The organism is Streptomyces sp. NPDC005648 (genome assembly GCF_040605395.1).
In the GTDB taxonomy this organism is placed as follows: Bacteria; Actinomycetota; Actinomycetes; order Streptomycetales; family Streptomycetaceae; genus Streptomyces.
On record NZ_JBEXCS010000004.1, the window covers coordinates 49,893 to 76,313 of the forward strand.

The window sequence follows — 26,421 nt, forward strand, 5'->3', positions numbered from 1 at the left end:
CGCGATGTCAGTTGGCGTGCCGACGGTGAGGCCACAGAAAACGGAGAGATCTTGCCCGTTGTAAACAAAGAGTGAATAGAGCAAAGGACCGATCTTGGACGTGGTTTGACCTTTCCTTGCTGAACCTGTCCGACTTTGATCGGGGCGCCCCTTTGCTCCTTTCGGAAACCTTTGCGGTTTTATTGACGGGAGCGCATCAAGCGTTCATCCGCAGGGCGGCTCGGCGAGGGAGTGAAGGGGGCGCGCGGCGCCCGTCAGGGGCGCGCGGCACCCGTCACAGGCGCGCCCGTCAGAGGCGATGCCGCATCCACACGTTCGGCTCGACATACACCGCGTACCCCCGCTCCGGCTCGCACCGCACCGGCACCAGCGCGCCCGGCACCTCGATGTCGCCCCGGGTGTCGAAGGGCAGTCCGGTCCAGCCGCGCCACTCCTCCAGGGAGGCGGCGACGGTCATGGAGGCGGGCGCGATCCGCTCGATGACGGCGCCGGCGCGGGCGTGGACACGCAGCCAGGGGTCGTACGGCAGCCCGTCCTCGCGCACCCGGTGGGCGTACTCCTCGATGGGGGTGCGCGGTTCGAGGTGCTTGGCGCTGGGGCGGACCGGGGCGACGACCTCGGTGAAGCCGCGGGCGCGGGCGCTCTCCCGCATCGCGGCCAGCATCCGGCCGGACAGGCCGAGGCCCTGGGCCCGCGGGTGGACCACGATCGAGATCGCGCTGACGGTGTCGGGCCGCACTCCGCGGCGCAGGTCGGCGAAGGCCCAGCCGAGAACCTGGTCCCAGCCCCGGTCGGGGAGCCGGCCCCTGTCTTCCGTGTGGAGGCGGAAGGGCACGCTGTAGGCGTGGGCGAGGACCTCGCCGCGCTCGGTCTCGGCGAAGAGGACGTACTCCGGGAGTTCGGCGGGGATGCGCCCGTAGTGGGCGCTGCCCACGGGGTCCTGCGTCGTGAACTCCGCCCAGGTGTCGGGCATGTCGAGCACGGCCCGCAGCATCTCCGGCCGGTCGGCGAGACTCGCCACGGTCAGTTCCATGCGGTCACGGTAGGCCGGAGCGGCGGGCCCGGAAACGGGTTTTCCGTCCGCGCGGAAACGGGATCTCAGTCCGCCCGGAACCGTGCCGGCGCGTCCGTGGGGTTCCCGCCGGACGGCAGCCTCTGCCCCGGGCAGGTCCGCAGCACCTTCTCCATGGCGGCCTTCTCGGCGGCGGTCACCCACAGCTGGTACTTCCGCTTCACCGCGACCTGACCGGCCACATAGGCGCAGCGGTACGACTTGTTCGGCGGCAGCCAGGTCGCCGCGTCGCCGTCGCCCTTGGAGCGGTTGGTGCTGGAGTCGACAGCTATCAGGTTGAGCGGGTCGTTGGCGAGGGCTATGCGCTTGCTCGCGTCCCAGTACTTGGCGCCCTTCTGCCAGGCGTCGGAGAGCGGCACGATGTGGTCGATGTCGACGAGGCTGGCCCCGCGCCGGTAGGTGACCTTCTTGCCGGAGTAGGGGTCCGACTCCAGTACGCCGTACGACACCCTGCACCTGCCGCCGCTGAACCGCACGCCCTCCAGGTCCCGTTGGAGGATGTCGTCGCGGGTGTCGCAGGAGTTGGAGTCGGTGTCCGCCCAGGCGGTGCCGAACCGTTCCCGCGAGTAACCGGTCTTCGGCGCCCGCCCCTTCACGGTCAGCGACTCGGCGGCGGTGAGGGCGGCACCGCCCCCGCCCGTCTCCCGCGGCCCCGCGGACCCGGTCTTCGTCTCGGCCTTGCATCCGGCAACAGCGAACACCAGCACGACGGCGGCCGCGGCCCCGCCCCGAAGACGCCTCACGACGCGTCCCTCCCCTTTACCGACCCCGGCCGACCCCGGTCCACCCGGTTGGCGGCCCCGCACCGAGCGTCTTCCCTGTACGACTTCGCGCACACCGCGGTGACAGGGCGCACGGGGGCAGTCGGGAGGCCCGGAAACGCGGACTCCCGGACCCCGCAGGGAACATAAGTGGGCACTCCACCCATATCGGCCGTATCGTCGATGCTGAGTCACCTCTGGAAGGAGCTCTGGATGGGCATCTTCGACAGGTTCAAGAGCAACCGCATGGCGCAGGACAAGGCCAGGGACATGTCCGACGCCGCGGAGAAGAAGGTCAACGAGAGGACGGGCAACAAGTACGAGAGCCAGGTCGACCAGGCCCAGCAGCAGGCCGAGGACCGGCTCGGTATGGACCGCGACCGGCCCGACCAGCAGTGACCCCCGGACTCACCTGACCTGACCCTTCGAGGCCGTCCGCCGGGCCCCGCGGACGGCCTCCCCTGCCTACGATCCCAGGATCGACGTCAGGAACTCCCCGACCCAGCCCAGCAGTTCACGACCGACCAGCGGCTTTCCGCCGACCTTCGCGGTCTTCGGGCGGGGTACGAGCACCTGGTGCGCGGCCGGCTTGATGACGGTCCCGGGGTAGAGCCGCTTGAGCCGCAGCTCCTGCGACTCCCGCAGCTCCACCGGCGCGAAGCGGATGTTGTTGCCCTGGAGGACGACTTCGCCGACCCCGCACGCGCGGGCGAGCATACGCAGGCCCGCCACCAGGAGCAGGTTCTCCACCGGTTCGGGCAACTTGCCGTAGCGGTCGACGAGTTCCTCGCGGACCGACTTGACGTCCTCCTCCGTGTTGGCGGAGGCGATGGCCCGGTACGCCTGGAGACGCAGGCGCTCGCCGGGGGCGTAGTCGTGCGGGACATGCGCGTCGACCGGGAGCTCGATCTTGACCTCCAGCGGCGGCTCCTCCTCCACGCCGCCCTCCAGGGAGGCGCGGTAGTCCGCGACCGCCTCGCCGACCATACGGACGTACAGGTCGAAGCCGACGCCCGCGATATGGCCGGACTGCTCGCCGCCCAGGAGGTTGCCCGCGCCGCGGATCTCCAGGTCCTTCATCGCGACGTACATGCCCGCGCCCATCTCCGTGTGCTGGGCGATGGTCGCCAGGCGCTCATGGGCCGTCTCCGTCAGCGGCTTCTCCGGCGGGTACAGGAAGTACGCGTACCCGCGCTCCCGCCCGCGCCCGACCCGGCCGCGCAGCTGGTGCAGCTGGGAGAGGCCGAAGTTGTCGCCGCGCTCCACGATCAGCGTGTTCGCGTTGGAGATGTCGATGCCGGACTCGACGATCGTGGTCGAGACGAGGACGTCGTACTTCTTCTCCCAGAAGTCGACGACGACCTGTTCGAGGGTCGTCTCGGACATCTGGCCGTGGGCCGTGGCGATCCGCGCCTCGGGGACGATCTCACGCAGGCGCGAGGCCGCGCGGTCGATCGACTCCACCCGGTTGTGGATGTAGAAGACCTGGCCCTCACGCAGGAGTTCACGGCGGATCGCCGCGCCGATCTGCTTCTCCTCGTACGGGCCGACGAAGGTGAGCACCGGGTGGCGCTCCTCCGGCGGGGTGGTGATCGTGGACATCTCGCGGATGCCGGTGACCGCCATCTCCAGCGTTCTGGGGATCGGGGTCGCGGACATCGTCAGGACGTCCACGTTGGCGCGCAGCTTCTTCAGCTGCTCCTTGTGCTCGACGCCGAAGCGCTGCTCCTCGTCGACGATGACCAGGCCCAGGTCCTTGAACTTGGTCTCCGAGGAGAACAGACGGTGGGTGCCGATGACGACGTCCACCGAACCCTCGCGCAGGCCCTCCAGGACGGCCTTCGCCTCGGTGTCCGTCTGGAAGCGGGACAACGCCCGCACGTTGACCGGGAACTGGGAGTAGCGCTCGGAGAACGTCCCGAAGTGCTGCTGCACCAGAAGGGTGGTGGGGACGAGGACCGCCACCTGCTTGCCGTCCTGTACGGCCTTGAAGGCGGCCCGGACCGCGATCTCCGTCTTTCCGTAGCCGACGTCGCCGCAGATCAGACGGTCCATGGGGACCGACTTTTCCATGTCCTCCTTGACCTCGGCGATCGTCGTCAGCTGGTCGGGGGTCTCGGCGTACGGGAACGCGTCCTCCAGCTCGCGCTGCCAGGGGGTGTCCGGGCCGAAGGTGTGGCCGGGGGCCGCCATCCGGGCGCTGTACAGCTTGATGAGGTCGGCCGCGATCTCCTTGACGGCCTTCTTGGCGCGCGCCTTGGTCTTCGTCCAGTCGGCGCCGCCGAGGCGGTGGAGGGTGGGGGCCTCGCCGCCGACGTACTTGGTGATCTGTTCCAGCTGGTCGGTGGGGATGTAGAGGCGGTCGCCTGGCTGGCCGCGCTTGGCGGGGGCGTACTCGACGACCAGGTACTCGCGGGTGGCGCCCTGCACGGTGCGCTGCACCATCTCGATGTAGCGGCCCACGCCGTGCTGTTCGTGGACGATGTAGTCGCCCGCCTCCAGGGTGAGCGGGTCGATGGTCTTGCGGCGGCGGGCCGGCATCCGGGCGCCGTCCTTGCCGGCCGCCTTCTGGCCGGAGAGGTCGGTCTCGGTGAGGACGGCCAGCTGGAGCGCGGTGTCGACGAAGCCGTAGTCGATCGAGCCGCACGCCACGTGCACGACGGACGGTGAGATCGCGCCGAGCTCGATGTCGAGGCGGGCCGCGATGCCCTCGCCGCCCAGCACCTCGACGGTGCGGGCCGCGGGGCCGTGGCCCTCGGTGACGAAGACCGTGCGCCAGCCGTCGGCGAGCCACCCCTTGGTGTCGGCGAGGGCCTTGGCGGTGTCGCCGCGGTAGGTCTCGGGGGCGTGCATGCCGAGCTTGAGGGTGTCCGCGTCGAGTTGGTCGTCCGCCGCGAACGGCGACACCGACCACCACATCATGCCCAGCTCACGGGCCCGGTCCCGGACGTCCGCGATGGACCGCAGGGAGGCCGCGCCGACGTCGATGGGCGCCTCGCCGCCGCCCGCGGTGGCCGCCCAGGAGGCCTGGAGGAACTCCTGGCTGGTGGCCACGAGGTCGGCGGCACGTGTGCGGACCCGCTCCGGGTCGCAGACGACGGCCATCGCGCGCGCGGGCAGTACGTCGAGCAGCAGCTCCATGTCGTCGACGAGGACGGGGGCCAGGGACTCCATGCCCTCGACCGCGATCCCCTCGGCGATCTTCCCGAGCAGCTCGCCCAGCTCGGGGTGCTGTTCGGCGAGGACACGCGCCCGCGTGCGGACGTCCTCCGTCAGCAGCAGTTCACGGCAGGGGGGCGCCCACAGGCCGTGCTCGGCGACTTCGAGGGACCGCTGGTCGGCGACCTTGAAGTAGCGGATCTCCTCGACGTCGTCGCCCCAGAACTCGACGCGCAGGGGGTGTTCCTCGGTGGGCGGGAAGACGTCCAGGATCCCACCGCGTACGGCGAACTCGCCCCGCTTCTCGACGAGTTCCACGCGCGCGTACGCGGCGGCGGCGAGGGCCTGGACGATGTCGTTCAGATCGGCGGTCTGCCCGGTCCGCAGGGCGACCGGCACCAGCTCCCCGAGCCCTTTGACCTGCGGCTGCAGCACGGATCGTACGGGCGCCACGACGACGGAGACCGGTCCGGTCCCGGGGTCGTCCGCGGAGGGGTGGGCGAGGCGCCGCAGGACCGCGAGCCGACGGCCCACGGTGTCGCTGCGCGGGCTGAGCCGCTCGTGCGGGAGCGTCTCCCACGACGGGTACTCCACGACCCCGTCGGCCGGCAGCAGGGACCGCAGGGCGGCCGCCAGGTCCTCCGCCTCCCTGCCCGTCGCCGTCACGGCCAGCACCGTGCGGCCGGTCTCGCGGGCCAGCGCGGCCACCGCGAAGGGGCGGGCCGCCGGGGGGCCGACCAGATCGATGTGCATGCGGTTGCCGTCTGCGCCCGCCCTGATCGCTTCCGCGAGGGCGGGATCCTTGACGACGGCGTCGAGCAGACCGTGCAGGCTCATTCGGGGCGGCTTTCGTCCGGGGGCGGGCAACGCGAATCGCCCGACGCGCACTGCGGGCCGGGGGTCCCTCCAGCCTACGTCGCGCTTCGCGGTGACGGTGGGGCTGTGGACAACCCCTGTAACCCCTGGTCGGCTCAGCGGCGGCGAACTGTTCGACTCCGCGGCCGGGAAACCGGCCCCACAAGCGGCGAACAGCCCGGCACCGGCGAGTCCCCCAGGACTCCCCGGTGCCGGGCGCTCCCCCGCAACCCCCGTGTGCGGTGGCCGTACCCCCGTGGCTGGTGTGCGCGCTAGTCGGTGGCGATCGCGTTCAGGACGTTCATCCGGCCCGCCCGGAACGCCGGGATCAGGGCCGCGAACAGTCCCACGAACGCCGAGCCGAGGAAGACCGCGGTGATCGTCGGCCACGGGATGTCCAGGACCTTGAGGCCCTCCAGGGCGAGGAGCTGCTGGGCGGTGGCGCCCCAGCCCATGCCGAGCCCGAGGCCGAGCAGGGCGCCGAACAGGGCGATGACCACCGACTCCATACGGATCATGCGGCGCAGCTGGCGGCGCGAGAGGCCGATGGCGCGCATCAGGCCGATCTCACGGGTCCGCTCGACCACCGACAGGGCCAGGGTGTTCACCACACCCAGGATCGCGACGATGATCGCCAGGGCGAGAAGGCCGTAGATCATGTTCAGGAGCTGGCCGATCTGGTCCTTCAGGGCCTGCTTGTAGTCGGTCTGGTCGCGCACCTTGTACTGCGGGTAGTCGTGCAGCGCTGACTTCAGCGACTTGTACGCCGCGTCCTGCTGCCCCTTGTCGGCGGTGGCGAAGACCAGCTCGTCGAGCGGCATCCGGTCGGCCGGCACGTACTTGGCGAGGGTGGCGATCGACGTGTACTTGGCGCCCTGGTCGATCATGTCGTCGCTGGTGGTGATGGCCCGGACCGTCAGTTCGGCGGTGCCGCCGTCCTTGAACGCGACCTTGATCCTGGAGCCCAGGTGGATGCCGTGCGCCTTGGCGAACTTCTCGTGCACGGACATCGAGTCGGGCAGGTAGGCGTCCTTGAGCTTGCCGGCCACCACCTTCTTGCGCAGGTCGCTCGCGTACGTGGGGTCGGCCGCCGTGATGTCGGTGTCCTTGAGGGTCTTGCCGTCGGGCGTGGTGTAGTCGGCCTGGGTCGTCCTGTACTCGGTGACCCGAGCCAGCCCCGGCGTGTCCTTGACGGCCCTGACTGCCTGCGGGGTGATCCGCTGGCCGCCGTCGGACTGGATGATGAAGTCCGTGCCGACGGTCTTGTCGAGCTGGTCCGTGGCGGAGGCGACCATCGACGAGCCGACCACCGAGAGACAGGCGACCAGCGCCAGGCCGATCATCAGGGCGGCGCCCGTGGCCCCCGTACGGCGCGGGTTGCGCAGCGCGTTGCGCTCGGCCATCCGCCCGACCGGTCCGAACATCCGCAGCAGTACGGCGCCCAGCACGCGCACCACACCGGCCACGAGCAGCGGCCCGACGACCACGAAGCCGATCAGGGAGAGGACCACGCCCAGCCCCAGCCACAGCGAGCCGTCGGTCGCCTTGCTGACGCTCCCGGCCAGATAGAGGCTGTAGCCGCCGGCACCGGTGAGCAGGACCCCCACCAGGGCCCGTACGCGGCCCGCCCTGGCGTCGGTGGGGGCACCGGCGTCGCGCAGCGCGGCCATCGGGGAGACCTTGCCGGCCCGGCGGGCGGGCAGATAGGCGGCGAGGACGGTGACGACGACGCCGAGGATCACACCGACCACCGGGGTCGTCCACTTCACGGTCAGGTCCGCGGTCGACAGATGCATGCCCATGGAACCCATGAGCTTCATCAGGCCGACGGCGAGTCCGACACCGGCCCCGACGCCCAGCACCGAGCCGAAGACACCCAGCAGCAGCGCCTCGGCGAGCACGGACCGGTTGACCTGCTTCCTGCTCGATCCGATGGCCCGCATCAGGCCGATCTCGCGGGTGCGCTGGGCGACCAGCATCGAGAAGGTGTTGATGATCAGGAAGATGCCGACGAGGAAGGCGATCCCGGCGAAGCCGAGCATCGCGTACTTCATGACGTTCATGAAGCCCTCGACGTTTTTCTGGTTGGCGTCGGCGGTCTCCTTGGCGGTCTGCACCTTGTAGCCGGTGCCGAGCCCGGCGACGACGTTCTTCTTGAGCTGGGCGTCACTCACCCCGGAGGCGGCCGTGACGTTGACGTTGGTGAAGACGCCGGTCCTGCCGACGAGTGTCTCCTGGGCGGTCCTGGTGTCCAGGTAGAAGATCGCCGCACCGGGGTTGGTGACCTGGAAGTCGGCGATGCCGGAGATCTTCGCCCGGTGCGTGCCGACCGCGCTGATCACGCCGATCTCGTCACCGAGCCTCAGGTGGTGCTTGTCGACGGTGTCCTTGTCGACCATCACCTGGCCGGGGCCCACGGGCGCCGCACCGGAGGTGATCTTCATGGTGCGGGCGTCGTTGGAGTTCCAGTTGCCGACGATGGTCGGTGCGCCGCTGGAGGGCGACAGGCTGTCCTTCTTGCCGTCGACCACGGTCACGGAGGTCGAGAAGACGGTCCCCTCCGCCGCCTTCACGCCCTGCGCGGCCTTCACCTTGCCGACCACGGAGGCCGGGAACACCGGCGGCCGGCCGTTCTCGGAGTCGGTCGCCCCGCTGTCCGAGGCGCTCTTGGCGCTGACGGTCACATCGGAGGAGGTGGCCTGGAACAGCTTGTCGAAGGTCGTGTTCATCGTGTCGGTGAACACGAGCGTCCCGCAGACGAACCCGACCGACAGCAGGACCGCGATGGCCGACAGCGCCATCCGCCCCTTGTGCGCGAAGAAGTTGCGCATCGAGGTCTTCATGACGGTCATGACGTACGCCCCCGGGCGTCGAAGTCCTTCATGCGGTCCAGGACGGCGTCGGCGGTCGGCCGGTGCATCTCGTCGACGATCCGGCCGTCGGCGAGGTACAGCACCCGGTCCGCGTACGAGGCGGCCACCGGGTCGTGGGTGACCATCACGATGGTCTGCCCGAGCTCGTCCACGGAGCGGCGCAGGAAGCCCAGCACCTCCGCGCCGGCCCGGGAGTCCAGGTTTCCGGTCGGCTCGTCGCCGAAGATGATCTCGGGCCGCGCGGCCAGCGCACGGGCCACCGCGACACGCTGCTGCTGACCGCCGGAGAGCTGGGTGGGCCGGTGCTTGAGCCGGTCGCTCAGCCCCACGGTGTCCACCACCCGCGCGAGCCACTCCCGATCCGGCTTGCGGCCCGCGATGTCCATGGGCAGCGTGATGTTCTCGATCGCGTTCAGCGTCGGCAGCAGGTTGAACGCCTGGAAGATGAACCCGATCCGGTCCCGCCGCAGCTTGGTGAGCTTCTTGTCCTTCAGCCCGGTGATCTCGGTCTCGTCCAGGTGGATCTGCCCGCTGGTGACGGTGTCGAGCCCGGCGAGGCAGTGCATGAGCGTGGACTTGCCGGACCCGGACGGGCCCATGATCGCGGTGAACTGGCCGCGGGCGATGTCCACGTCGACATGGTCGAGGGCGACGACGCGGGTCTCCCCGGCCCCGTACGCCTTGACGACCTGCCGCGCCCGCGCGGCGACGGCCGTACGCCCTCCAGTGCCCCCGTGCCTGGGAATGGTCACGGCCGATGTCATGGTATTTCTCCTATGTCGGACGACAGTTGAGTCGCGTGAGCCGGTGCGTCGTTCGGTGGTTCCTCGGTACGTCGATGAGTCTGGCGTCGGAGAGAGGTCCGGCGCGCTGGTGCTCAGCACCCTCTTCTACGGGGGAAAACCCCACCCCCGCCGGTCCGGTCAACCGCCCCGGCCGCCCCCCTCGACCGCTCCCCAGCGGCGTAAAGCCAGGTTAAGGACGCCGCCCCCTCGGTCTCGTCCTCCGGTGGGACGAACCCGCCCCGAGCCCTGGTACGGAGTAAACCCCTAGGGGCCGTCCACCGACGGGTGGAGCCGATCTCGGGGTTCGGTCCACCCACCGGCCCAGTCACCTTCCACCCTGACGCGACGTGAGGGTCAAGTGGGAAGCTGTTGGGCGCCGGATAGATGCAAGGGGAAGGAATCCTGTGGACCAGGGGGACACGGACATACGGGCGTCGGTGACCGGCGAGCCTTCACCGGGCACCCGCGGACGAGGCGCCGTCGTGGCCGCGCTCATGCTCGCCATGGCCCTCGCGGCCCTCGACTCCACCATCGTCTCCACGGCCGTACCCCAGATCGTCGGCGACCTCGGCGGCTTCTCGGTCTTCTCCTGGCTCTTCTCCGGCTATCTCCTCGCGGTCACCGTGACCCTCCCGGTCTACGGCAGGCTCTCCGACACCTTCGGCCGCAAGCCGGTGCTGATCGCGGGCGCGTCGGTGTTCCTGCTCGGCTCGCTGCTGTGCGCGATGGCCTGGAACATGGGGGCGTTGATCGCCTTCCGCATCCTCCAGGGCCTGGGCGGCGGGGCGTTGCAGGGCACGGTCCAGACCCTGGCCGCCGATCTGTACCCGCTCAAGGAACGCCCGAAGATCCAGTCCAAGCTGTCCACGGTGTGGGCGGTGTCCGCGGTGGCGGGCCCGGGGGTCGGCGGGGTGCTGGCGGCGTACGCCGGCTGGCGCTGGATCTTCCTGGTCAACCTGCCCATAGGGGCGGTGGCGTTGTGGCTGGTCGTCCGTCATCTCCATGAACCGCAAAGGGAGTCGAGGGGCCGTGCACGCATCGACTGGGCGGGTGCGCTGGCCGTGTTCGCCTGCGGAGGGGTCCTGCTGACGGCCCTGGTGCAGGGCGGGGTGGCCTGGCCGTGGCTGTCGTCGCCGTCGATCGCCCTGTTCGCCACGGGACTCGCGCTTGTCGGGGTCGTGGTGCGGGTGGAACGGCGGGCGGCCGAGCCGATCATCCCCGGGTGGGTGTGGCGCCGGCGCACGATCGCCGCGGTCAATCTGGCCCTGGGCGCGATGGGCCTGCTGATGGTGGCGCCGAGCGTGTTCCTGCCGACGTACGCGCAGTCGGTGCTGGGTCTGGCGCCGGTGGCGGCCGGATTCGTGCTGAGCGTATGGACGTTGAGCTGGCCGGTCTCCGCGGCCCTGAGCCAGCACGTCTACGGCCGGATCGGCTTCCGCAACACGGCCCTGATCGGCATCGGAGCCGCCGCGCTGATCCTGTTCGCCTTCCCCTTCCTGCCCTACCCCGGCGAGGCCTGGCAGCCGGCGCTGCTGATGCTGCTGCTGGGGGCGGCGCTGGGCCTGTTCCAGCTCCCGCTGATCGTGGGGGTGCAGTCCACGGTCGGCTGGGCGGAACGCGGCACCACGACCGCGTCGGTCCTCTTCTGCCGCCAGACCGGCCAGACCATCGGCGCCTCCGTGTTCGGCGCGGTGGCCAACGGGGTGCTGGCGGCACGGCTCGGCGGCGCGGGCGACCTGGACTCGGTGACCCGGGGACTGGACGGCGGCGAGGTGCCGGAGGCGACCCGCCGGGCGGTCGCGGACGCGGTGCACGCGGTGTACATGGGCGCGGGATGCGCGGCGGCGCTCGCGTTCGGGGTGCTGTTGCTGCTGGCGCCGCGCCGCTTCCCCGTACTCAACGACGCCAAAGATCTGAGTTAATCCGGGTAACACCCCAGCTCAGCGAAGTAAGCGCATACCGACCAATCAGTTTGTCGAAACCCTCGCGCGTCCCTGAACCGGCGAGTAACGTGCGTGGCTCCGCACACCCCCCACCCTCCCTGCCGTCCCCGCACGGACCCGAGCCACGCAAGGAGCACCGGGATGTCCTACGAGCCGCCGTACGACACCTACCGACATCCGGACCGACCCCCGGCGTACGACCACATGTACCCCTGGCAGCCCCAGGCCGCCCCGCCGGAACCGCCCGCACACCGCCGCGCACCCCGCGCGCCCCTCGGCCACCACAGCGATCTGCGCGTCCTGCGCGGCGCCTACCGCTGGCAGCGCCGCACCGCCTCCCTCGCCGCCCTCGGCTACTTCACCCTCTTCCTCGTCCTGTCCGCCTTCGCCCCCTCGGTGATGACCAGCAGCGTCACGGACGGCCTGCCGGCCGGACTCCTGCTCGCGCTGATCCAGATCCCCGTCACCTGGCTGGCGATCGCCCTGTACGAGCACACGGCCCGCCGCTACGTCGACCCGATCGCGGACCGCATCCGCAAGCAGTCCGAGCTGGACGCCAAGCGGGAGGCCACCCGATGACCAACGGCTTCAGCGACAACGCACAGGCCATGTCCCTGGTCGCGTTCTCCGCGATCGCCACGATCACCCTGCTCCTGTGCGTCATGACGGGCCCCGACCGCGACGACCTCGACGAGTTCTACACCGGCTACGGCTCCCTCTCCCCCATGCGCAACGGCCTCGCGATCGCCGGCGACTACATCTCCGCGGCGAGCGTGCTGGGGACCGGCGGGGTGATCGCCCTGTGCGGCTACGACGGCGTCGTCCTCGCCCTCAGCACCGCGCTGTCCCTGATGCTGCTGATGTTCCTGCTGGCCGAACCCCTGCGGAACGCGGGCCGGTTCACGATGGGCGACGCGCTCGCCCGCCGTATGCCCGGGCGCGGGGTGCGGATCACCGCCTGCGTGGTGACGATCGCCGCGCTGCTGCCACTGATGCTGGTCCAACTGGCCGGTACCGGGCAGCTGCTGGCGTTCATCCTCGGCTTCTCCGGCGACTCGCTGAAGACCGGCTGCATCATCGGGCTCGGCGCCCTGATGATCAGCTACGCGGCCATCGGCGGCATGAAGGGCACCGCCCTCATCCAGATCCTGAAGATGGTGATGCTGCTGGGATCGGGCGCCGTGATCGCCGTACTGATGCTGCGGCGGTTCGACTGGGACCTGGGCGCCCTGTTCTCCACGGCCGCCGCGCAGAGCGGCGTCGGAACCCGCTTCCTGCACTCCGGAGTGGAGTTCGCGGGCAGCTCCAACCCCCGTCTGGACATGATCACTTCGGAGCTGACCGTCGTCCTGGGCGGCGCCTGCCTCCCCCACGTCACGATGCGCATGTACACCGCGAGCAGCGCCCGCCAGGTGCGGCGCTCCATGTCCTGGGCGGTGTCGTCGGTCGTCCTGTTCGTCCTGGTGATGACGGTCGTCGGCTTCGGCGCCACGGCGCTGATCGGGCGGGCGGTGATCGCCCAGGCCGACCCGCAGGGCAACACGGCCTATCTGCTGGGCTCCCGGGCCGCGTTCGGCGCGGACGTCTCCACCGGGGAGACCTTCCTGTTCACCACCGTGACGGCGGCGATCTTCCTCACCCTCCTCGCCTCCGTCGCCGGCATGATCCTCGCCTGCGCCAACTCCCTCGCCCACGACGTGTTCGCGGCGCGGGTACGGGAGATGTCGGCGCGCCGCGAGATGGGGCTGGCCCGGGCGTCCGCACTGGCGGTGGGCGTCCCCGCGATCCTGCTGGCCACCCTCGTCCAACACCGCAGCCTGCAACCCCTGGTGACCCTCTCCTTCTGCCTCGGCGCCTCGGCCATCGCACCCGCCCTGGTCTACAGCCTCTTCTGGCGCCGTTACACCCGCACGGGTCTGCTGTGCACCCTCATCGGCGGCACCCTGTCCGTCCTCCTCCTGATGCCGGGCACCAACCTGGTCTCCGGCTCCCCCGCATCCGCCTTCCCCCAGGCCGACTTCAACTGGTTCCCGTTCACCACGACAGGCCTCGTCACCATCCCCCTCGGCTTCGCCCTCGGCTGGCTCGGGACAGTGCTGTCCGGCCAACGGGCGTCGGAGGAACAGCGCCACCAGTACGAGGCGGTGGAGGGGTGGATTCTGGCGGGGGCGGTGCGGAGGGGTGGATGAGCGAGGGGGACGGGTCCCCTTGTGGGGTGACGGGGTGGCGCCCCGGAGCGGGCGCGAGCGGGGCGCGCACACGACGTCGAGCGCCCCCGCTCGCTGTTCACTCCCCGGACGCCGACCCCGTCAACGCCGTCAGACTGCTCCGTACGTAATCCATCTGCGCCTGTACGTCGTCCCACCGCTCCCCGTGCTCCCTCAGCACCCGCTCCGTCTCCCGGGCGATCCGCTCCTCCCGCACCCGGGCTCCCGCCAGCACCTCGGCGGCACGCGCGTGTGCCTCCTCCTGGCACCGGCGCGCGGACTCCTCCGCCTCCGCGAACGCCTGTTTCGCCTCGGACAACGCCGCCTCGGCCCGCGCCACCCGTTCGGCCTCCGCACGCTCCGCCGCGGCAACGCGCTCCGCCTCGGCCCGCTCGAACCCCTCCAGGCGCTCGGCGAACTCCTTGGCCTGCTCGGCCAGCATCGTCGAGGTGCGCTGGCGCACTTCCCGGAGCGCGCCCAGAGCCTCTCCGCGCCCCTCTTTCACTTCGCGCCGGGTGGAGATACGGATCTCGTCGGCCTCGGCGCGCGCCGCGAGCAGCCGGTGTCGGGCGCGTTCCTCCGCGTCGGCGCGTACGGCGTCGGCGTGCGCCTGTGCCGCGTCGCGCACGCCGGTCGCGCGCGCCTGCGCCGCTTCCGCGAGGCGCTGCGCCTCCAGCCGCGCGCGGTCCCGCACGGCGCCCGCCTCCTCCTGAGCGAGCTGGAAGAGGCGTCGCGCGCCCTCCCCCAGCGTCTCATACGCCTGCGGCGCGAGCCGCGCCACCGTCTCGCGAAGCTCCGCGGCCTCCGCCTCCATCTCCCGGGCGAGCACGGTGAGACGGGCGGCCCGTTCCCAGGCGGCGTCGCGGTCCCGGGAGAGGGCCGCGGCGTACGCGTCGACCTGTTCGGGGCGGTAACCACGCCCTCGTACGGCCCCGAAGCCATGGGGCGAGACCGATGCGCTGCTCATCCTGGGAACCCCTCTCCGCCGAACGGACGCGAAATGATGATTTCGCGCACATCTTGATGTATCGGACGGAAGTGTTCATAACGCGACACTCCGCGCACAGGTCACGGTCAAGTGGGGACAGCACCGGGTACGCAAAAGGGCCGGGCCCGGTCACAGCGACCGGGCCCGGCCCGAAGAACAGCTCAGTCGGACGTCACGGCGTCATCCCGTTGTCGGGACGGCGTCACAACAATCCGTCCCACATCTGCTCGAGCAGCACCGACCACCAGCTCTCGGGCGAACCGAGGGCCGCCGGGTCGAGGGAGGCGAGCTGGGCCTGGAAGTCGACGGTCCAACGGCCCGCCTGCTCCTGGTTCAACCCGTACCGAAGCCGCCACATCCGGCCGAGCAGTGCGAGGCAGCGCTGGAACTCGGGCAGCCCCGTGTTCACGAACTGCGGCGGCACCGGTGCTCCGCCGGGGCCCGCCTCCACGGGCACGGCCACGATGTTGGCCGTGCCGTACTGCACACAGAGCGCCTTGCCGAAGTCGCTGCCCATGACGAGGTAGGAGCCGGCGTCCACGGCGGGCTGGACACCGCGTTCCTGCGCCAGTTCGGCGAGCGTCGGCACCGGGCGGCCCTGCTGGGCCTGCGCCCAGAAGAACGGGCCCATGTCCGCCGGCAGCCCCGCCACCACCAGCGAGTGCGCCACGACCGGCGGCACGCCCTGCCGGGAAACGGCCTGCTGCTCGAACCGGAAGATCCCCGGCCCGAACGCCCCCGCCAGCTCCTGCGCCACCGCCTCCGGCGGAATCGGCGGCGCGGCCTGCACCGGCGGCAACGGCGCCCGCACCGGCGCCGGGCGCGCGGGCCCATCGGCCACCTGGTGCAGCTCGCCCTGGTGCGCCAGCAGTTGCTGCATCCCCTGCTGCCGGCTCGCGTGATCCGTCCCGTACGGCGCGATGCTCGTGATCCGCGCCTGCGGCCACTGTTCCCGGATCATCCGCGCACAGTACGCACCCGGCAGCTCGCACGACTCCAACTCGGTGTGCAGCTCCAGCACCTGGTCCGGCGGCACGTTCATACCGCGCAGCTCGTGGAAGATCTGCCACTCCGGATGCGGGGTCCCCGGCGCCGAACGCCGGATCAACTGCTGCTCCGACCCGTCCTGCGCACGGTACCGAAGCACGGCCTGGTAGCCGGGACCCACCGTCGGCTGCCCCTGCGGCTGCGGCGGGTAACCGTACGCCGGCTGCTGACCGGGCCCACCCTGCCCGGGCGGCGGAGGCACCGCGCCGGGCGCGGGCGGCATCGGAGGCTGAGGGGCGCCCGGCGCCATAGCAGGGGCGCCCGGAACACCGAGTGCGCCGGGGGCCGGCGGGGGCGGAGGCGGCGGCCCGGCGGGCGCGCCTACAGGGGGTGCGCCCGGGGGAACATGCATGCCCGGGGCGCTCGGAGGCTGCGGCGCGCCAGGGGCACCCGGGATACCCGGGGCGCCTTGATATGCCTGCGCGCCGGGCGCGCCCGGAACACCCGGGGCGCCCGGAGGTTGCGGTGCGCCCCCACCGGGACCCATCGCGCTCGGGTCGGCCAGCATCGTGGCCGCGTAATGGACGTCGCCCGGAGGCGGGCCGGGCGGATTGGGGGCGCCCGGCGGGTTCGGCGCGCCGGGCGGGTACGGCGCGCCCGCGCCCTCCGGTCCCTCGGGGCCGAGCGCCGACACGAGCTGCGTCGGAACGTACCCACCCGCACCACCGGGCGCGGGCGGCGCCGGAGGCATACCCCCCTGCCGCGCACCCGGAGCCCCGGGGGCACCCGGCGGAGGCGGCGTGGCCGAGCCGCCCCGCCTGGACGGGGGCGCCGCCTTGCTCGTCGCGGCATCGGCGATGTCCCCGGCGCTCGGGGCGTGCGGCAGCCCCGGAGCGCCCGGCGGATGCGGCGCCCCGGGCGCCGCACCGGGACCGGGACCCGGACCGGGGCCTTGCGGATATCCGTAAGAAGACGCGCCCGGCGGAGGCGGAGGCGGCGGCGCGGCACCCTGAGGAGGCGCACCCGGCACGGACGGACCGCCCGCGCCCTGCGGGTAACCGTAAGAAGACGCACCCGGCGGAGGCGGCGGGACCGCTCCTGGAGGCGGAGGCATCGCGCCCGGGGGTGGAGGCGGCGTGCCCGGCGCGGAAGGACCGCCCGCGCCCTGCGGGTAACCGTAAGAGGACGCGCCCGGCGGAGGCGGCGGCACCGCGCCCGGCGCAGACGCGCTCATCGGGGGCGCACCGGGCACCCCCGCGCCACCGGCGCCCTGCGGATACCCATACGCCGACGCGCCCGCCCCCGGCGGAGGCAGCGGCGCCCCCGGCGCACTCGGACCACCGGGCGCCCCCGCCGCACCACCCGGCGCACCGGGCGACCCGGGCGCCGCGGGCAACCCGGTCGCGCCCGGCGCTCCAGGCGCACCCTGGGCGCCCCGCGCCCCCCGCGCCCCCGGCTCCTCCAGCGCCCGCTCCTGCGCCGTAGGCGGCAACTGGCTGCCCCCCGAGATCAGCTCGGTCTCGGCGTCAGGCGGCGTACTGTCACTCGGCTCATTCAGCGGCGGCGCGAAGACGGTCACCGGCAGCGGCACGGAACGGTCCTCGCCGGCATCGGCGTTGGTGTCGGTACCGGCCCAAGGGGTGGCCCCGTCGGGCACGTTCGGTACAGGGGGCGCACCCGGCGCACCCGGCGCGGACGGAACGTTCGAGAATCGGGAGCGGGCTTCCGCGCCCGAACCCACACCAGAACCCGAGCCCGAACCCACGCCAGAACGCGGACCCGCACCCGCACCCGCACCGGAACCCGGACCCACACCCGAACCCGTCGGCACCCCACCCTGCGTCTCGGGAAGCCCCGCGCTGCGGACCCCAGCATCAGCCGCTCCAGATCCAGCACCGGACCCGGCGCCGCCACCGGCCCCCGCAGCCGCGCCCTCACCAGCGCCGCCCCCGCCCCCGCCCCCGGCCCCACCCCGCCGGTCGGCGATACCCAGCTTGTCGGCCGCCTCCTGCAGCCACTCCGGCGGAGTCAGCAAGAAGGACGTCTGGTTCAGGTCCACCCGGGCCGGAGCCGCAGCCGGCGGCACCGCGTCCTCGGGTGTGTCCGGGCGGCCGTACTCCTCCTCGTAGCGGCGGATCACCTCGCCGACCGGCAGGGACGGCCACAAGGTGGCCTCCCCGCTGTCCCGGGCGATCACCAGCCGCTGCGCGCCGCCGTCGGAGCGGGGACCGTCCACGCGGTCCTCCGCCCACACCACGAAACCGAGCTCGAACTCCCTCACCCGCACCTCGCGGTGCTGGTACGAGGGCATGTCACCGTTGATCCACTCTTCCGCGCGCTCCTGCGCCTGCGCGAACGTCACCATCGCGAAGCTCACTCCCCCACAGCCGCGGCACCGACCGGCACCGCCCGCGCGAAACCGCCGTCCACCATCAGATTCGCCACCGTCTCCAACTCCGGTGGAGAACCGGCCAGTCGGGACAGGAACGTGTCGAAGTCGTCGCCGCACGGCAGCAGCAGACGCTCCACCCGGTCGGCAGGCGACCACGAGGGATCGACGTCGCGGGCGTCGTCGTAGGCGCAGAACCACACCGAACCGGGCCGCGGGCCCTTCACCTTCACCGCGAGCAGGCCGCCCTGGACGAAACCGACGCCCAGATAGTCCTTGGTGAGGTGGTCGCGCAGGCACTTGTTCACGTAAACCAGGTCGTTGACCGCCGCCTCGTCCCGCACCGTGAAGAACGGCTGGTCGACCAGCAGGCCCAACTCCGCGTCCAGCGCGGTGCCCACGGGCGCGCAACCGCCCGCCGCCTTCAGGAACGAGCGGTAGGCACCCGGCAGCCGGTAGCCGAGGTCCTCCTCGACCCCCTGTACCTGCGCCTCCGTCACCGCGACACCCGACTTCGGCAGACCGAAGTGCGCGGGACGCGTCTCCTGCAACGGCCGCGTGCCCCGCTTGTTCTGGTCGACGGCCGACGTCGCGATCCCGCCGTGATGCCGAAGCAGCGCCTTCACATCGACCGGGACCAGTTCGAGCCGCCGCGAACCCGCGACATGGTGCCAGGTCCAGCCGTGCGGGGTCGCCACCGCGGGCACCGTGTCCCACAGGTCGTGACCTGTCGCCGCCAACGCCGCGTTCGCCGAGACGTAGTCCGTCAGACGCAACTCGTCGACCCCGAAGCCCTCCGGCGGCTCCGCGATCTCCGCGGCGGCACGCGCATAGGGCGAGAAGTCGGGGTAGCCGCGCTCGTCCACGCGTACCCCTCTCGGGTGACGCGCCGCCCGGACCGGATCCGGGAAGTGCACGACCTGCCCGGCGTAAGCCGCGTTCGGCGGCGCGGCTTGCTGCCCGAGCCGACCTGTCGTCATGGCGGTTGCCCCCTGCGGCGTCCTGTACGGGCCCCGGTGACCGCCTCCGGCCACTCCACCCCGTATGTCTGACTGTCCTGCTGTCCTGCCGCCTGTCTCCACGCGTCAACCGCATGGATGCGCGGTGCCGACAGCCTATGCGGTACGACGACACCGGTCACCGGGCACCGGTCAGCCGCCCTCCGCTTCCGTGACCAGCCGTCACCCCGCCCTCACGGACCGCCCAAACCCGGGCGTGTCGCACTGCCCCAGCTTCCGCACCAGCAACGGAGTTTGGCACTCTGTCTCCTCCGGGGGATGCTCGGGAGGGGATGACGATCATGAACGCGACGCAGACGGGACCGCACACGGCACCGCACATGGCACCGCACACGGGTGGCGCGGGCGACCCCCGCATCGGCTGGAGCGCCACCGGGACCACGCACGCTCCCGCCCTGCGCCACCGCCGCGACGGCATACTCCCCACCGTCGCCGCCGCCCTCTCCGTCCGCGGCGCCACCCTCACCGGCACCGCCGCCCGCGGCGAGGAAGCCCCCGCGCTGCACCCCCTCGTCCAGGACTTCCTGGACACGCTCACCAGCGCCCAGCGCGACCGGTTCACCGGCCGCTGCGCCGAGACGATCCTCATCTCCCGGCACATAGCCTTCGCGGACGCCGCCCGCAGCAAACGCGCCGCCCGCAAACCCATGACCAACGGCGAGGCACGCAAGGCCCTCAAGCAGGCCAAGCTCACCGCCCGGCGCATCCGCGAGGACGGCGACCCCCTGCACGGCAGCTTCGCCACGCCCTGCCGCGCCTGCACGGCCCTCAGCGCCCACTTCGGCGTACGCATCGTCGACCCGGCGGCGGCAGACGGCTGACCCCCACCCCACCCCCACCAGCACCACCGCGTCACGACATCACAGAACCACCGCACCACCGCACCACGTCAGCGAACTCGACGATCGAAGGGCAGATGCACCCCGACCGCACCTCGACCACGCGCTTCCCCGTACCCGTCGACGCCGCCCTGCGCGCCGCCGGCTGGCAACCCGGACGCTGGGACATAAAGCAGGCCGAGATCTGGGCCGACGCCCTGCGCGAGCACGAATCTCCCGCCGGCCACCGGCACGCCGTCTTCCCCGCCGCCGTAGAGGCCTGGGCGGAGTTCGGCGGCCTGCACATCACACCCACCGGTCCCGGCCGCCAGGTCGCCCCCGCCGCCCTGCACCTCGACCCGCTGCACGGCCTCCATCTGGCCCGCACCCTCGGCGACCTCGGCCGCGCCCTCGACACCGAAGTCAGCCCACTCGGCACCGAGACCGACACCGAGGCACTCCTCGCCATCGACACCGAGGGCCGTGTCTACGCCCTCGACCACACCGGCGACTGGTACCTCGGCCCCGACATCGACCAGGCCCTCGCCGGCCTCGTCGCGGGCATCGAACCGGTACGCCTCACCGCGGGCTGAACACCACGGACCGACGCACCCGACCGGAATCACCACGGACAGCGTGCAGAACCGACCACGGACAGCCCGCTCGGCCACCACCGGAACCGACCGCGGACAGCCCGCTCCGCCGGCGCCAGAACCGACCACGGACAGCCCACTCCGCCGGCGCCAGAACCGACCGCGGACAGCCCGCTCCGCCGGCGCCACCGCGTCCGCTCAGACCGCCGGAATCACCGCCGACACCCGGAAACCGCCCGCGTCCGTCGGGCCGGAGACGAAGACCCCGCCCAGGCCGGTGACACGTTCCTTCATCCCCACCAGGCCGTTGCCCCCCGAGGGCAACCCGGCCGAGGACGCCGAGGCCACCTCGGGCGGCGGCTCGTTCTCGACCTGCATCGCGATCTCCGCCACCCGATGCGCGACCCGCACATGCGTCTTGGCCCCGGCCGCGTGCTTGTGCACGTTCGTCAGGGCTTCCTGCACCACCCGGTAGGCGGTCTGCTCGATCTGCGCGGTGTACGACCGCGTCTCGCCCTCCACCGACAGGTCCACGACCATCCCCGCGGCCGCCGACTGCCCGATGAGCTCCTCCAGCTCGGAGAGCCAGGGCCCCTCACCCTCCACCACGGCCTTCGAGGCCGCGACGGCCGCCGCCACCCCCACCGCCGCGAGCGGCACCGGACGCTCCGCCCGCCGTATCCCGTCCCCGCTGCGCAGGACGCCCAGCATCTCCCGCAGCTCGGTCAACGCCTGCCGTCCCATGTCCCCCACAAGGGCGGCGTTCTTCACGGCCTTCTCGGGGTCCTTCCGGGCGACGACCTGGAGCGCGGCGGCATGGACGACCATCAGGCTCACCCGATGGGCGACGACGTCGTGCATCTCGCGCGCGATCCGCGTCCGCTCCTCGTTCCGCGCCCACTCGGCACGCTCCTCCGCCCGCTCGGCGAGCAGCTGCAACTCCCGCTCCAGACTGTCCGCACGCTCCCTGAGGCTTTCCAGGAGCCGGCGCCGGGCACCCATGTACAGGCCGAGCAGCAGGGGCGGCGCGATCATGCCGATGGCGATCGTGATCGCGGCGAAGGGGACGAACCAGTCGCCGAGCTTCCAGTCGCCGTGCGCCATGTCCTGGCGGACCCGCACGAACATCACGATCAGCATGCCGACGAAGGACATACCGGCCAGCGAGCCGATGATGCGACGGGGCAGTTCGGAGGCGGCCAGGGTGTACAGGCCGACGATGCCCATGAGATAGCCCATCTGGGCCGGCGTGATCGCGATCGACACCAGCACCACGGCGATGGGCCACTGCCGCCGCACCAGCAGCGCGGAACCGGCCAGGACTCCGAACACGACACCCGCGGCCAACGGGATCCCCGCGTCCCGCGCGAAGTGGACCCCCTCGAACGCACACTCCAACGCGGACGCCACCGTCAGGCCGATGTCCAACGCCGCACTACGCCACCTGACCCACCACCACGGCCCTCCCCGGCCCGTGGTGCGGTCTTCCCCCGTCGCGGTCATGCCTCCAGCCTAAGGGCGTTCGCGACGGGTTTTCCGGTGAGTTTCCGGGACTGGCCTACACCACATTCCGTGGCTTCCCCCGCACGAAACAGGCCGATATACCTCGAACTGCTGAATCGCTCACCGTTCGACACCGGAAGATCGGATTCCGATGGACTGTGCGCCCATGACAAATCAGCGTCCTACGGAGCGCCGATCTGTACCGTCGCATCGAGGGCGCCTGGTACGGCATAGTAGGAGCCGCCACTCGGCGACCTGACCAATCGTCCGGTTCAGCCGAAATATTCCCCCGTGGTGTAATTGGCAGCACTGTGGCTTTTGGTGCCATCTGTCCGGGTTCGAGTCCTGGCGGGGGAGCCATACGCGATGCGGGCCCCGACAGCACTGTCGGGGCCCGCTCCCATGTCCCCCTCGAAACGCCCCGGTATCCTGCGGATGTCCACTCCCCACGCATCCAAAGCCGAAGGGCAACCCCGTGAGCGCCATTCGCCCGGCAGCCGTCGTCGTTCTCGCAGCGGGTGAGGGCACCCGTATGAAGTCGGCCACACCCAAGGTCCTGCACGAGATCTGCGGCCGCAGCCTCGTGGGCCATGTGCTCGCCGCCGCCCGTGAGTTGGACCCCGAGAATCTCGTCGTCGTCGTGGGGCATGCCCGGGAGAAGGTCACCGCCCATCTCGCCGAGATCGACCCCGAGGTACGGACCGCCGTACAGGCCGAGCAGAACGGCACCGGTCACGCCGTCCGCATCGCCCTGGAGTCCCTCGGCGGCAGCGTGGACGGCACCGTCGTGGTCGTCTGCGGAGACACCCCGCTGCTCGGCGGCGAGACGTTGAAACAGCTCGCCGCGACCCACGCCGGGGACGCCAACGCCGTGACCGTGCTGACCGCGGAGGTCCCGGACGCGACCGGGTACGGGCGGATCGTGCGGGACGGCGACAGCGGCGCCGTCACCGAGATCGTCGAGCACAAGGACGCCACCGACGCCCAGCGGGCCATCCGGGAGATCAACTCCGGTGTGTTCGCCTTCGACGGGGAGCTGCTCGCCGAGGCGCTGAAGAAGGTGCGGACGGACAACAGCCAGGGTGAGGAGTACCTCACCGACGTCCTGGGGATCCTGCGGGAGGCCGGGCATCGGGTGGGGGCCTCGGTGGCGTCCGACTTCCGTGAGATCGCCGGGATCAACAACCGTGTGCAGCTGAGCGAGGCCCGCCGTATCCTCAACGACCTGCTGCTCACCCGCGCCATGCTGGGCGGTGTGACGGTGATCGATCCGGCGACGACCTGGGTCGATGTCACCGTCACCTTCGAGCAGGACGCGATCGTCCACCCGGGCACCCAGCTGCACGGTTCGACGCATCTCGGGGAGGGCGCGGAGGTCGGCCCCAACTGCCGTCTGAAGGACACGAGGGTCGGCGCGCGCGCCCGGGTCGACAACACGGTGGCCGACGGTGCCGAGGTGGGGCCGGACGCGACGGTGGGGCCGTACGCCTATCTCCGGCCCGGCACTCGTCTCGGTGCGAAGGGCAAGATCGGTACGTATGTGGAGACGAAGAACGCCGCCATCGGCGAGGGGACCAAGGTCCCGCATCTCTCCTATGTCGGTGACGCGACCATCGGCGACCACACCAACATCGGTGCGGCCAGCGTGTTCGTGAACTACGACGGGCAGGAGAAACACCACACCACCGTCGGCTCGCACTGCCGTACCGGCTCGGACAATATGTTTGTGGCGCCTGTCACGGTCGGGGACGGTGCGTACACCGCCGCCGGGTCCGTGATCACGAAGGACGTACCGCCCGGTTCGCTGGCCGTGGCCCGTGGTCAGCAGCGGAATATCGAGGGTTGGGTGGCTCGCAAGCGCCCGGGGAGCGCGGCGGCGAAGGCGGCCGAGGCGGCGTCTCGGCAGGTCGAGGGCGAGGACTGACCGGAAACGAGTGCGACGAAGTCGGCGTACCGTGATAAGTGCACACCCAGTTGAGACACCTCTGAGGAGACAGCTGTGACCGGGATCAAGACGACCGGCGAGAAGAAGATGATGTTCTTCTCCGGCCGCGCCCACCCCGAGCTTGCCGAGGAGGTCGCCCAGCAGCTGGGTGTCGGGGTCGTCCCGACGAAGTCCTTCGACTTCGCCAACGGCGAGATCTATGTCCGTTACCAGGAGTCGGCTCGTGGTGCCGACTGCTTCGTGATCCAGAGCCACACGGCTCCGATCAACCAGTGGATCATGGAGCAGCTCATCATGATCGACGCCCTGAAGAGGGCCTCGGCGCGCTCCATCACCGTGATCGTGCCGTTCTACGGCTATGCCCGCCAGGACAAGAAGCACCGTGGCCGTGAGCCGATCTCGGCCCGGCTGATCGCCGATCTGATGAAGACGGCGGGTGCGGACCGCATTCTGACCGTGGATCTGCACACGGATCAGATCCAGGGCTTCTTCGACGGTCCGGTGGACCATCTCTTCGCGCTTCCGCTGCTCGCGGACTACGTGGGGCGGAAGGTCGACCGGAACAAGCTGACGGTGGTCTCGCCGGACGCCGGCCGGGTCCGGGTGGCGGACCGCTGGTGCGACCGGCTGGGTGCGCCGCTGGCGATCGTGCACAAGAGGCGCGACAAGGACGTGGCGAACCAGGTGACCGTCCATGAGGTCGTGGGCGAGGTCAAGGGCCGGGTGTGTGTGCTGGTCGACGACATGATCGACACGGGTGGCACGATCTGCGCCGCCGCGGACGCCCTGTTCGCGCACGGCGCGGAGGACGTCATCGTGACGGCGACGCACGGTGTGCTGTCCGGTCCTGCGGCCGACCGGCTGAAGAACTCCCGGGTGAGTGAGTTCGTCTTCACCAACACGCTGCCGACGCCGGGTGAGCTGGGCAGCGACCTGGACAAGATCACCGTCCTGTCCATCGCGCCGACGATCGCGAGTGCGGTGCGTGAGGTGTTCGAGGACGGTTCGGTGACGAGCCTGTTCGACGAGCAGTGAGTGATCGATTTTTCCGTGGCCTTCCTCGGTGAGTAGACTGTCCAAGTTGCTCGGCGAGGGAGGCCACGCCTCCGTTATCGACGCGCTCTTCGTAGCAGGCCGTTCGTGGCCGGGTGACCACGTCCGTGTCTACCTCTACGAGGAGTGATCATGTCCGAGGTAAAGATCTCCGCCGAGACCCGTTCCGAGTTCGGCAAGGGTGCCGCCCGTCGTATCCGTCGTGACTCCAAGGTTCCCGGTGTTCTCTACGGTCACGGTTCGGACCCGCTGCACCTGACCCTCCCGGGCCACGACCTGCTGCTCGCGCTGCGTACGCCGAACGTCCTGATCTCCCTGGACATCGACGGCAAGACCAACGAGCTGGCGATCCCGAAGTCCGTGCAGCGTGACCCGATCAAGGGCTTCCTGGAGCACGTCGACCTGCTGCTGGTCAAGCGGGGCGAGAAGGTCACGGTCGAGATCCCGGTGCACACCGAGGGCGAGCTGGCCGCCGGCGGCAACCTGCTGGAGCACGTCCTGAACGCGCTGCCGGTCGAGGCCGAGGCCACCCACATCCCCGAGGCCGTCACGGTGTCCGTCGAGGGTCTGGAGGCCGGTGCCTCCATCCTCGCCAAGGACATCAAGCTCCCGAACGGCACCACGCTGGCCGTCGACGGGGACGCCGTCGTGCTGCAGGTCCTGGCCGCGCAGGCCGAGGAGTCCGCGGAGGGCGAGGAGGCCGCCGGCGAAGAGGTCGCCGAGGCCTGAGCCTGACGCTCACTTTTCTGTCAGCCGCTGTTCCCTCCGGGGGCAGCGGCTGGCTGCTGGGGGAGGCATCCTTCAGCGAGGCACAGCCGAGGAGGCATGGACGTGACCACCCCTGACAACGCCCCCTGGCTGATCGTCGGCCTGGGGAATCCCGGGCCGGAGTACGCGATGAACCGGCACAACGTCGGTTTCATGGTGGCCGATCTGCTGGCCGAGCGGATCGGGGGGAGGTTCAAGCGGGCGGGCAAGGCGCAGGCCCAGGTCGTCGAGGGACGGATCGGGCCGCCGGGGCCGGTGGGCCGCCGGGTGATCCTCGCCAAGCCGATGTCGTACATGAACCTGTCGGGCGGTCCGGTCAACGCGCTGAAGGACTTCTACAAGGTGCCCGTGGCCAACGTCGTCGCCGTCCACGACGAGCTGGACATCGACTACGGCGTCCTGCGGCTCAAGCTCGGTGGCGGGGACAACGGGCACAACGGGCTGAAGTCGATGACGAAGGCGTTCGGCGCGGACTATCACCGGGTGCGGTTCGGGATCGGACGGCCGCCGGGGCGTATGCAGGTGGCCGACTTCGTGCTGAAGGACTTCTCCTCCGCCGAGCGCAAGGAGCTGGACTACTTCGTGGACCGGGCGGCGGACGCGGTGGAGTCGCTGGTCGTCGACGGGCTGGAGCGGGCGCAAAGCACGTACAACTCCTGACTTGTCCCCCGTGGGGACGGGCCGGAGTTGACCGTTCGCGGGG

At 71.1% G+C, this 26,421-nt stretch carries 19 protein-coding genes and 1 tRNA gene; 11 read left to right on the top strand and 9 right to left on the bottom strand.

The genetic code is table 11. The annotated features are described in order from the left end of the window. Window positions 1-289: 289 nt before the first annotated feature. On the bottom strand, window positions 290-1,033 hold the full coding sequence (locus ABZT17_RS03490) for a GNAT family N-acetyltransferase (RefSeq protein WP_356343160.1): 744 nt from the start codon (window positions 1,031-1,033) through the stop codon (window positions 290-292). 65 nt (window positions 1,034-1,098) lie between these two features. After that, window positions 1,099-1,815: an HNH endonuclease family protein gene (locus ABZT17_RS03495; protein ID WP_356343162.1), complete on the bottom strand. Its 717-nt coding sequence runs from the start codon at window positions 1,813-1,815 to the stop codon at window positions 1,099-1,101. A 231-nt stretch (window positions 1,816-2,046) separates the two neighbouring features. Here ABZT17_RS03495 and ABZT17_RS03500 point away from each other — a divergent pair, with 231 nt between their 5' ends. Continuing rightward, window positions 2,047-2,232: an antitoxin gene (locus ABZT17_RS03500; protein ID WP_356343164.1), complete on the top strand. Its 186-nt coding sequence runs from the start codon at window positions 2,047-2,049 to the stop codon at window positions 2,230-2,232. 66 nt (window positions 2,233-2,298) lie between these two features. Here ABZT17_RS03500 and mfd read toward each other — a convergent pair whose 3' ends face one another. From mfd to ABZT17_RS03515, 3 genes are all read right to left on the bottom strand, one after another. Next, window positions 2,299-5,829: a transcription-repair coupling factor gene (gene mfd / locus ABZT17_RS03505; protein WP_356343166.1), complete on the bottom strand. Its 3,531-nt coding sequence runs from the start codon at window positions 5,827-5,829 to the stop codon at window positions 2,299-2,301. Window positions 5,830-6,119: 290 nt separating this feature from the next. Then, a complete protein-coding gene (locus tag ABZT17_RS03510; protein WP_356343168.1) occupies window positions 6,120-8,699 on the bottom strand; it encodes an FtsX-like permease family protein in 2,580 nt (859 codons plus the stop codon). After that, window positions 8,696-9,484, bottom strand: coding sequence for an ABC transporter ATP-binding protein (locus ABZT17_RS03515; RefSeq protein WP_356343170.1), 789 nt, complete (start codon window positions 9,482-9,484; stop codon window positions 8,696-8,698). Before ABZT17_RS03515 ends, ABZT17_RS03510 begins: the two co-directional genes overlap by 4 nt. 446 nt (window positions 9,485-9,930) lie before the next feature. Here ABZT17_RS03515 and ABZT17_RS03520 point away from each other — a divergent pair, with 446 nt between their 5' ends. The 3 genes from ABZT17_RS03520 (at window position 9,931) to ABZT17_RS03530 (ending at window position 13,637) form a co-directional block, all read left to right on the top strand. Next, the gene (locus ABZT17_RS03520; RefSeq protein ID WP_356343379.1) at window positions 9,931-11,427 is read left to right on the top strand and encodes an MFS transporter; all 1,497 of its coding nucleotides are present in this window, start codon (window positions 9,931-9,933) and stop codon (window positions 11,425-11,427) included. Window positions 11,428-11,589: 162 nt separating this feature from the next. Next, window positions 11,590-12,027, top strand: coding sequence for a DUF485 domain-containing protein (locus ABZT17_RS03525; protein WP_356343172.1), 438 nt, complete (start codon window positions 11,590-11,592; stop codon window positions 12,025-12,027). Next, window positions 12,024-13,637, top strand: coding sequence for a cation acetate symporter (locus ABZT17_RS03530; protein WP_356343174.1), 1,614 nt, complete (start codon window positions 12,024-12,026; stop codon window positions 13,635-13,637). The genes ABZT17_RS03525 and ABZT17_RS03530 overlap by 4 nt, the downstream gene beginning before the upstream one ends. 97 nt (window positions 13,638-13,734) lie before the next feature. On the opposite strand, the gene ABZT17_RS03535 is transcribed toward ABZT17_RS03530, so the two are convergent. The 3 genes from ABZT17_RS03535 to ABZT17_RS03545 all read right to left on the bottom strand — a co-directional run bounded on the left by ABZT17_RS03535 (window position 13,735) and on the right by ABZT17_RS03545 (window position 18,999). Next, window positions 13,735-14,622: a cellulose-binding protein gene (locus ABZT17_RS03535; RefSeq protein ID WP_356343176.1), complete on the bottom strand. Its 888-nt coding sequence runs from the start codon at window positions 14,620-14,622 to the stop codon at window positions 13,735-13,737. Window positions 14,623-14,845: 223 nt separating this feature from the next. Continuing rightward, complete coding sequence (locus tag ABZT17_RS03540) at window positions 14,846-17,995, bottom strand: SUKH-4 family immunity protein (RefSeq protein WP_356343178.1); 3,150 nt, start codon at window positions 17,993-17,995, stop codon at window positions 14,846-14,848. Window positions 17,996-18,003: 8 nt separating this feature from the next. Beyond that, window positions 18,004-18,999, bottom strand: coding sequence for an SMI1/KNR4 family protein (locus ABZT17_RS03545; RefSeq protein WP_356343180.1), 996 nt, complete (start codon window positions 18,997-18,999; stop codon window positions 18,004-18,006). A gap of 311 nt (window positions 19,000-19,310) precedes the next feature. On the opposite strand from ABZT17_RS03545, the gene ABZT17_RS03550 reads away from it, so the two are divergent. Continuing rightward, window positions 19,311-19,859 carry a YwqJ-related putative deaminase gene (locus tag ABZT17_RS03550; RefSeq protein ID WP_356343182.1) on the top strand — a complete coding sequence of 183 codons (549 nt, stop codon included), beginning with the start codon at window positions 19,311-19,313 and terminating at the stop codon, window positions 19,857-19,859. 95 nt (window positions 19,860-19,954) lie between these two features. Beyond that, window positions 19,955-20,449 carry an SUKH-3 domain-containing protein gene (locus ABZT17_RS03555; RefSeq protein WP_356343184.1) on the top strand — a complete coding sequence of 165 codons (495 nt, stop codon included), beginning with the start codon at window positions 19,955-19,957 and terminating at the stop codon, window positions 20,447-20,449. Between the two features lie 198 nt (window positions 20,450-20,647). Here the strand turns inward: ABZT17_RS03555 and ABZT17_RS03560 are convergent, their stop codons facing one another. Further along, complete coding sequence (locus ABZT17_RS03560; protein WP_356343186.1) at window positions 20,648-21,952, bottom strand: histidine kinase; 1,305 nt, start codon at window positions 21,950-21,952, stop codon at window positions 20,648-20,650. Window positions 21,953-22,237: 285 nt separating this feature from the next. On the opposite strand from ABZT17_RS03560, the gene ABZT17_RS03565 reads away from it, so the two are divergent. The 5 genes from ABZT17_RS03565 to pth all read left to right on the top strand — a co-directional run bounded on the left by ABZT17_RS03565 (window position 22,238) and on the right by pth (window position 26,378). Further along, a tRNA-Gln gene (locus ABZT17_RS03565) sits at window positions 22,238-22,312 on the top strand. A 115-nt stretch (window positions 22,313-22,427) separates the two neighbouring features. Next, window positions 22,428-23,876, top strand: a complete 1,449-nt coding sequence (glmU, locus tag ABZT17_RS03570) for a bifunctional UDP-N-acetylglucosamine diphosphorylase/glucosamine-1-phosphate N-acetyltransferase GlmU (RefSeq protein ID WP_356343188.1) — start codon at window positions 22,428-22,430, stop codon at window positions 23,874-23,876. 75 nt (window positions 23,877-23,951) lie between these two features. Continuing rightward, complete coding sequence (locus ABZT17_RS03575) at window positions 23,952-24,932, top strand: ribose-phosphate diphosphokinase (RefSeq protein ID WP_356343190.1); 981 nt, start codon at window positions 23,952-23,954, stop codon at window positions 24,930-24,932. Between the two features lie 150 nt (window positions 24,933-25,082). Continuing rightward, window positions 25,083-25,679, top strand: a complete 597-nt coding sequence (locus ABZT17_RS03580) for a 50S ribosomal protein L25/general stress protein Ctc (protein WP_356343192.1) — start codon at window positions 25,083-25,085, stop codon at window positions 25,677-25,679. Between the two features lie 96 nt (window positions 25,680-25,775). After that, entirely contained in the window at window positions 25,776-26,378 is a 603-nt protein-coding gene (gene pth / locus ABZT17_RS03585; RefSeq protein ID WP_356343194.1) for an aminoacyl-tRNA hydrolase, read from the top strand. Window positions 26,379-26,421: the final 43 nt, after the last annotated feature.

Coding starts and splice junctions, on each gene's coding strand:
- ABZT17_RS03490 (WP_356343160.1), bottom strand. CDS start 1,033: ATGGAACTGACCGTGGCGAGTCTCGCCGACCGGCCGGAGATGCTGCGG.
- ABZT17_RS03500 (WP_356343164.1), top strand. CDS start 2,047: ATGGGCATCTTCGACAGGTTCAAGAGCAACCGCATGGCGCAGGACAAG.
- mfd (WP_356343166.1), bottom strand. CDS start 5,829: ATGAGCCTGCACGGTCTGCTCGACGCCGTCGTCAAGGATCCCGCCCTC.
- ABZT17_RS03510 (WP_356343168.1), bottom strand. CDS start 8,699: ATGACCGTCATGAAGACCTCGATGCGCAACTTCTTCGCGCACAAGGGG.
- ABZT17_RS03515 (WP_356343170.1), bottom strand. CDS start 9,484: ATGACATCGGCCGTGACCATTCCCAGGCACGGGGGCACTGGAGGGCGT.
- ABZT17_RS03525 (WP_356343172.1), top strand. CDS start 11,590: ATGTCCTACGAGCCGCCGTACGACACCTACCGACATCCGGACCGACCC.
- ABZT17_RS03530 (WP_356343174.1), top strand. CDS start 12,024: ATGACCAACGGCTTCAGCGACAACGCACAGGCCATGTCCCTGGTCGCG.
- ABZT17_RS03535 (WP_356343176.1), bottom strand. CDS start 14,622: ATGAGCAGCGCATCGGTCTCGCCCCATGGCTTCGGGGCCGTACGAGGG.
- ABZT17_RS03540 (WP_356343178.1), bottom strand. CDS start 17,995: ATGGTGACGTTCGCGCAGGCGCAGGAGCGCGCGGAAGAGTGGATCAAC.
- ABZT17_RS03545 (WP_356343180.1), bottom strand. CDS start 18,999: ATGACGACAGGTCGGCTCGGGCAGCAAGCCGCGCCGCCGAACGCGGCT.
- ABZT17_RS03550 (WP_356343182.1), top strand. CDS start 19,311: ATGACGATCATGAACGCGACGCAGACGGGACCGCACACGGCACCGCAC.
- ABZT17_RS03555 (WP_356343184.1), top strand. CDS start 19,955: ATGCACCCCGACCGCACCTCGACCACGCGCTTCCCCGTACCCGTCGAC.
- ABZT17_RS03560 (WP_356343186.1), bottom strand. CDS start 21,952: ATGACCGCGACGGGGGAAGACCGCACCACGGGCCGGGGAGGGCCGTGG.
- ABZT17_RS03580 (WP_356343192.1), top strand. CDS start 25,083: ATGTCCGAGGTAAAGATCTCCGCCGAGACCCGTTCCGAGTTCGGCAAG.
- pth (WP_356343194.1), top strand. CDS start 25,776: ATGGACGTGACCACCCCTGACAACGCCCCCTGGCTGATCGTCGGCCTG.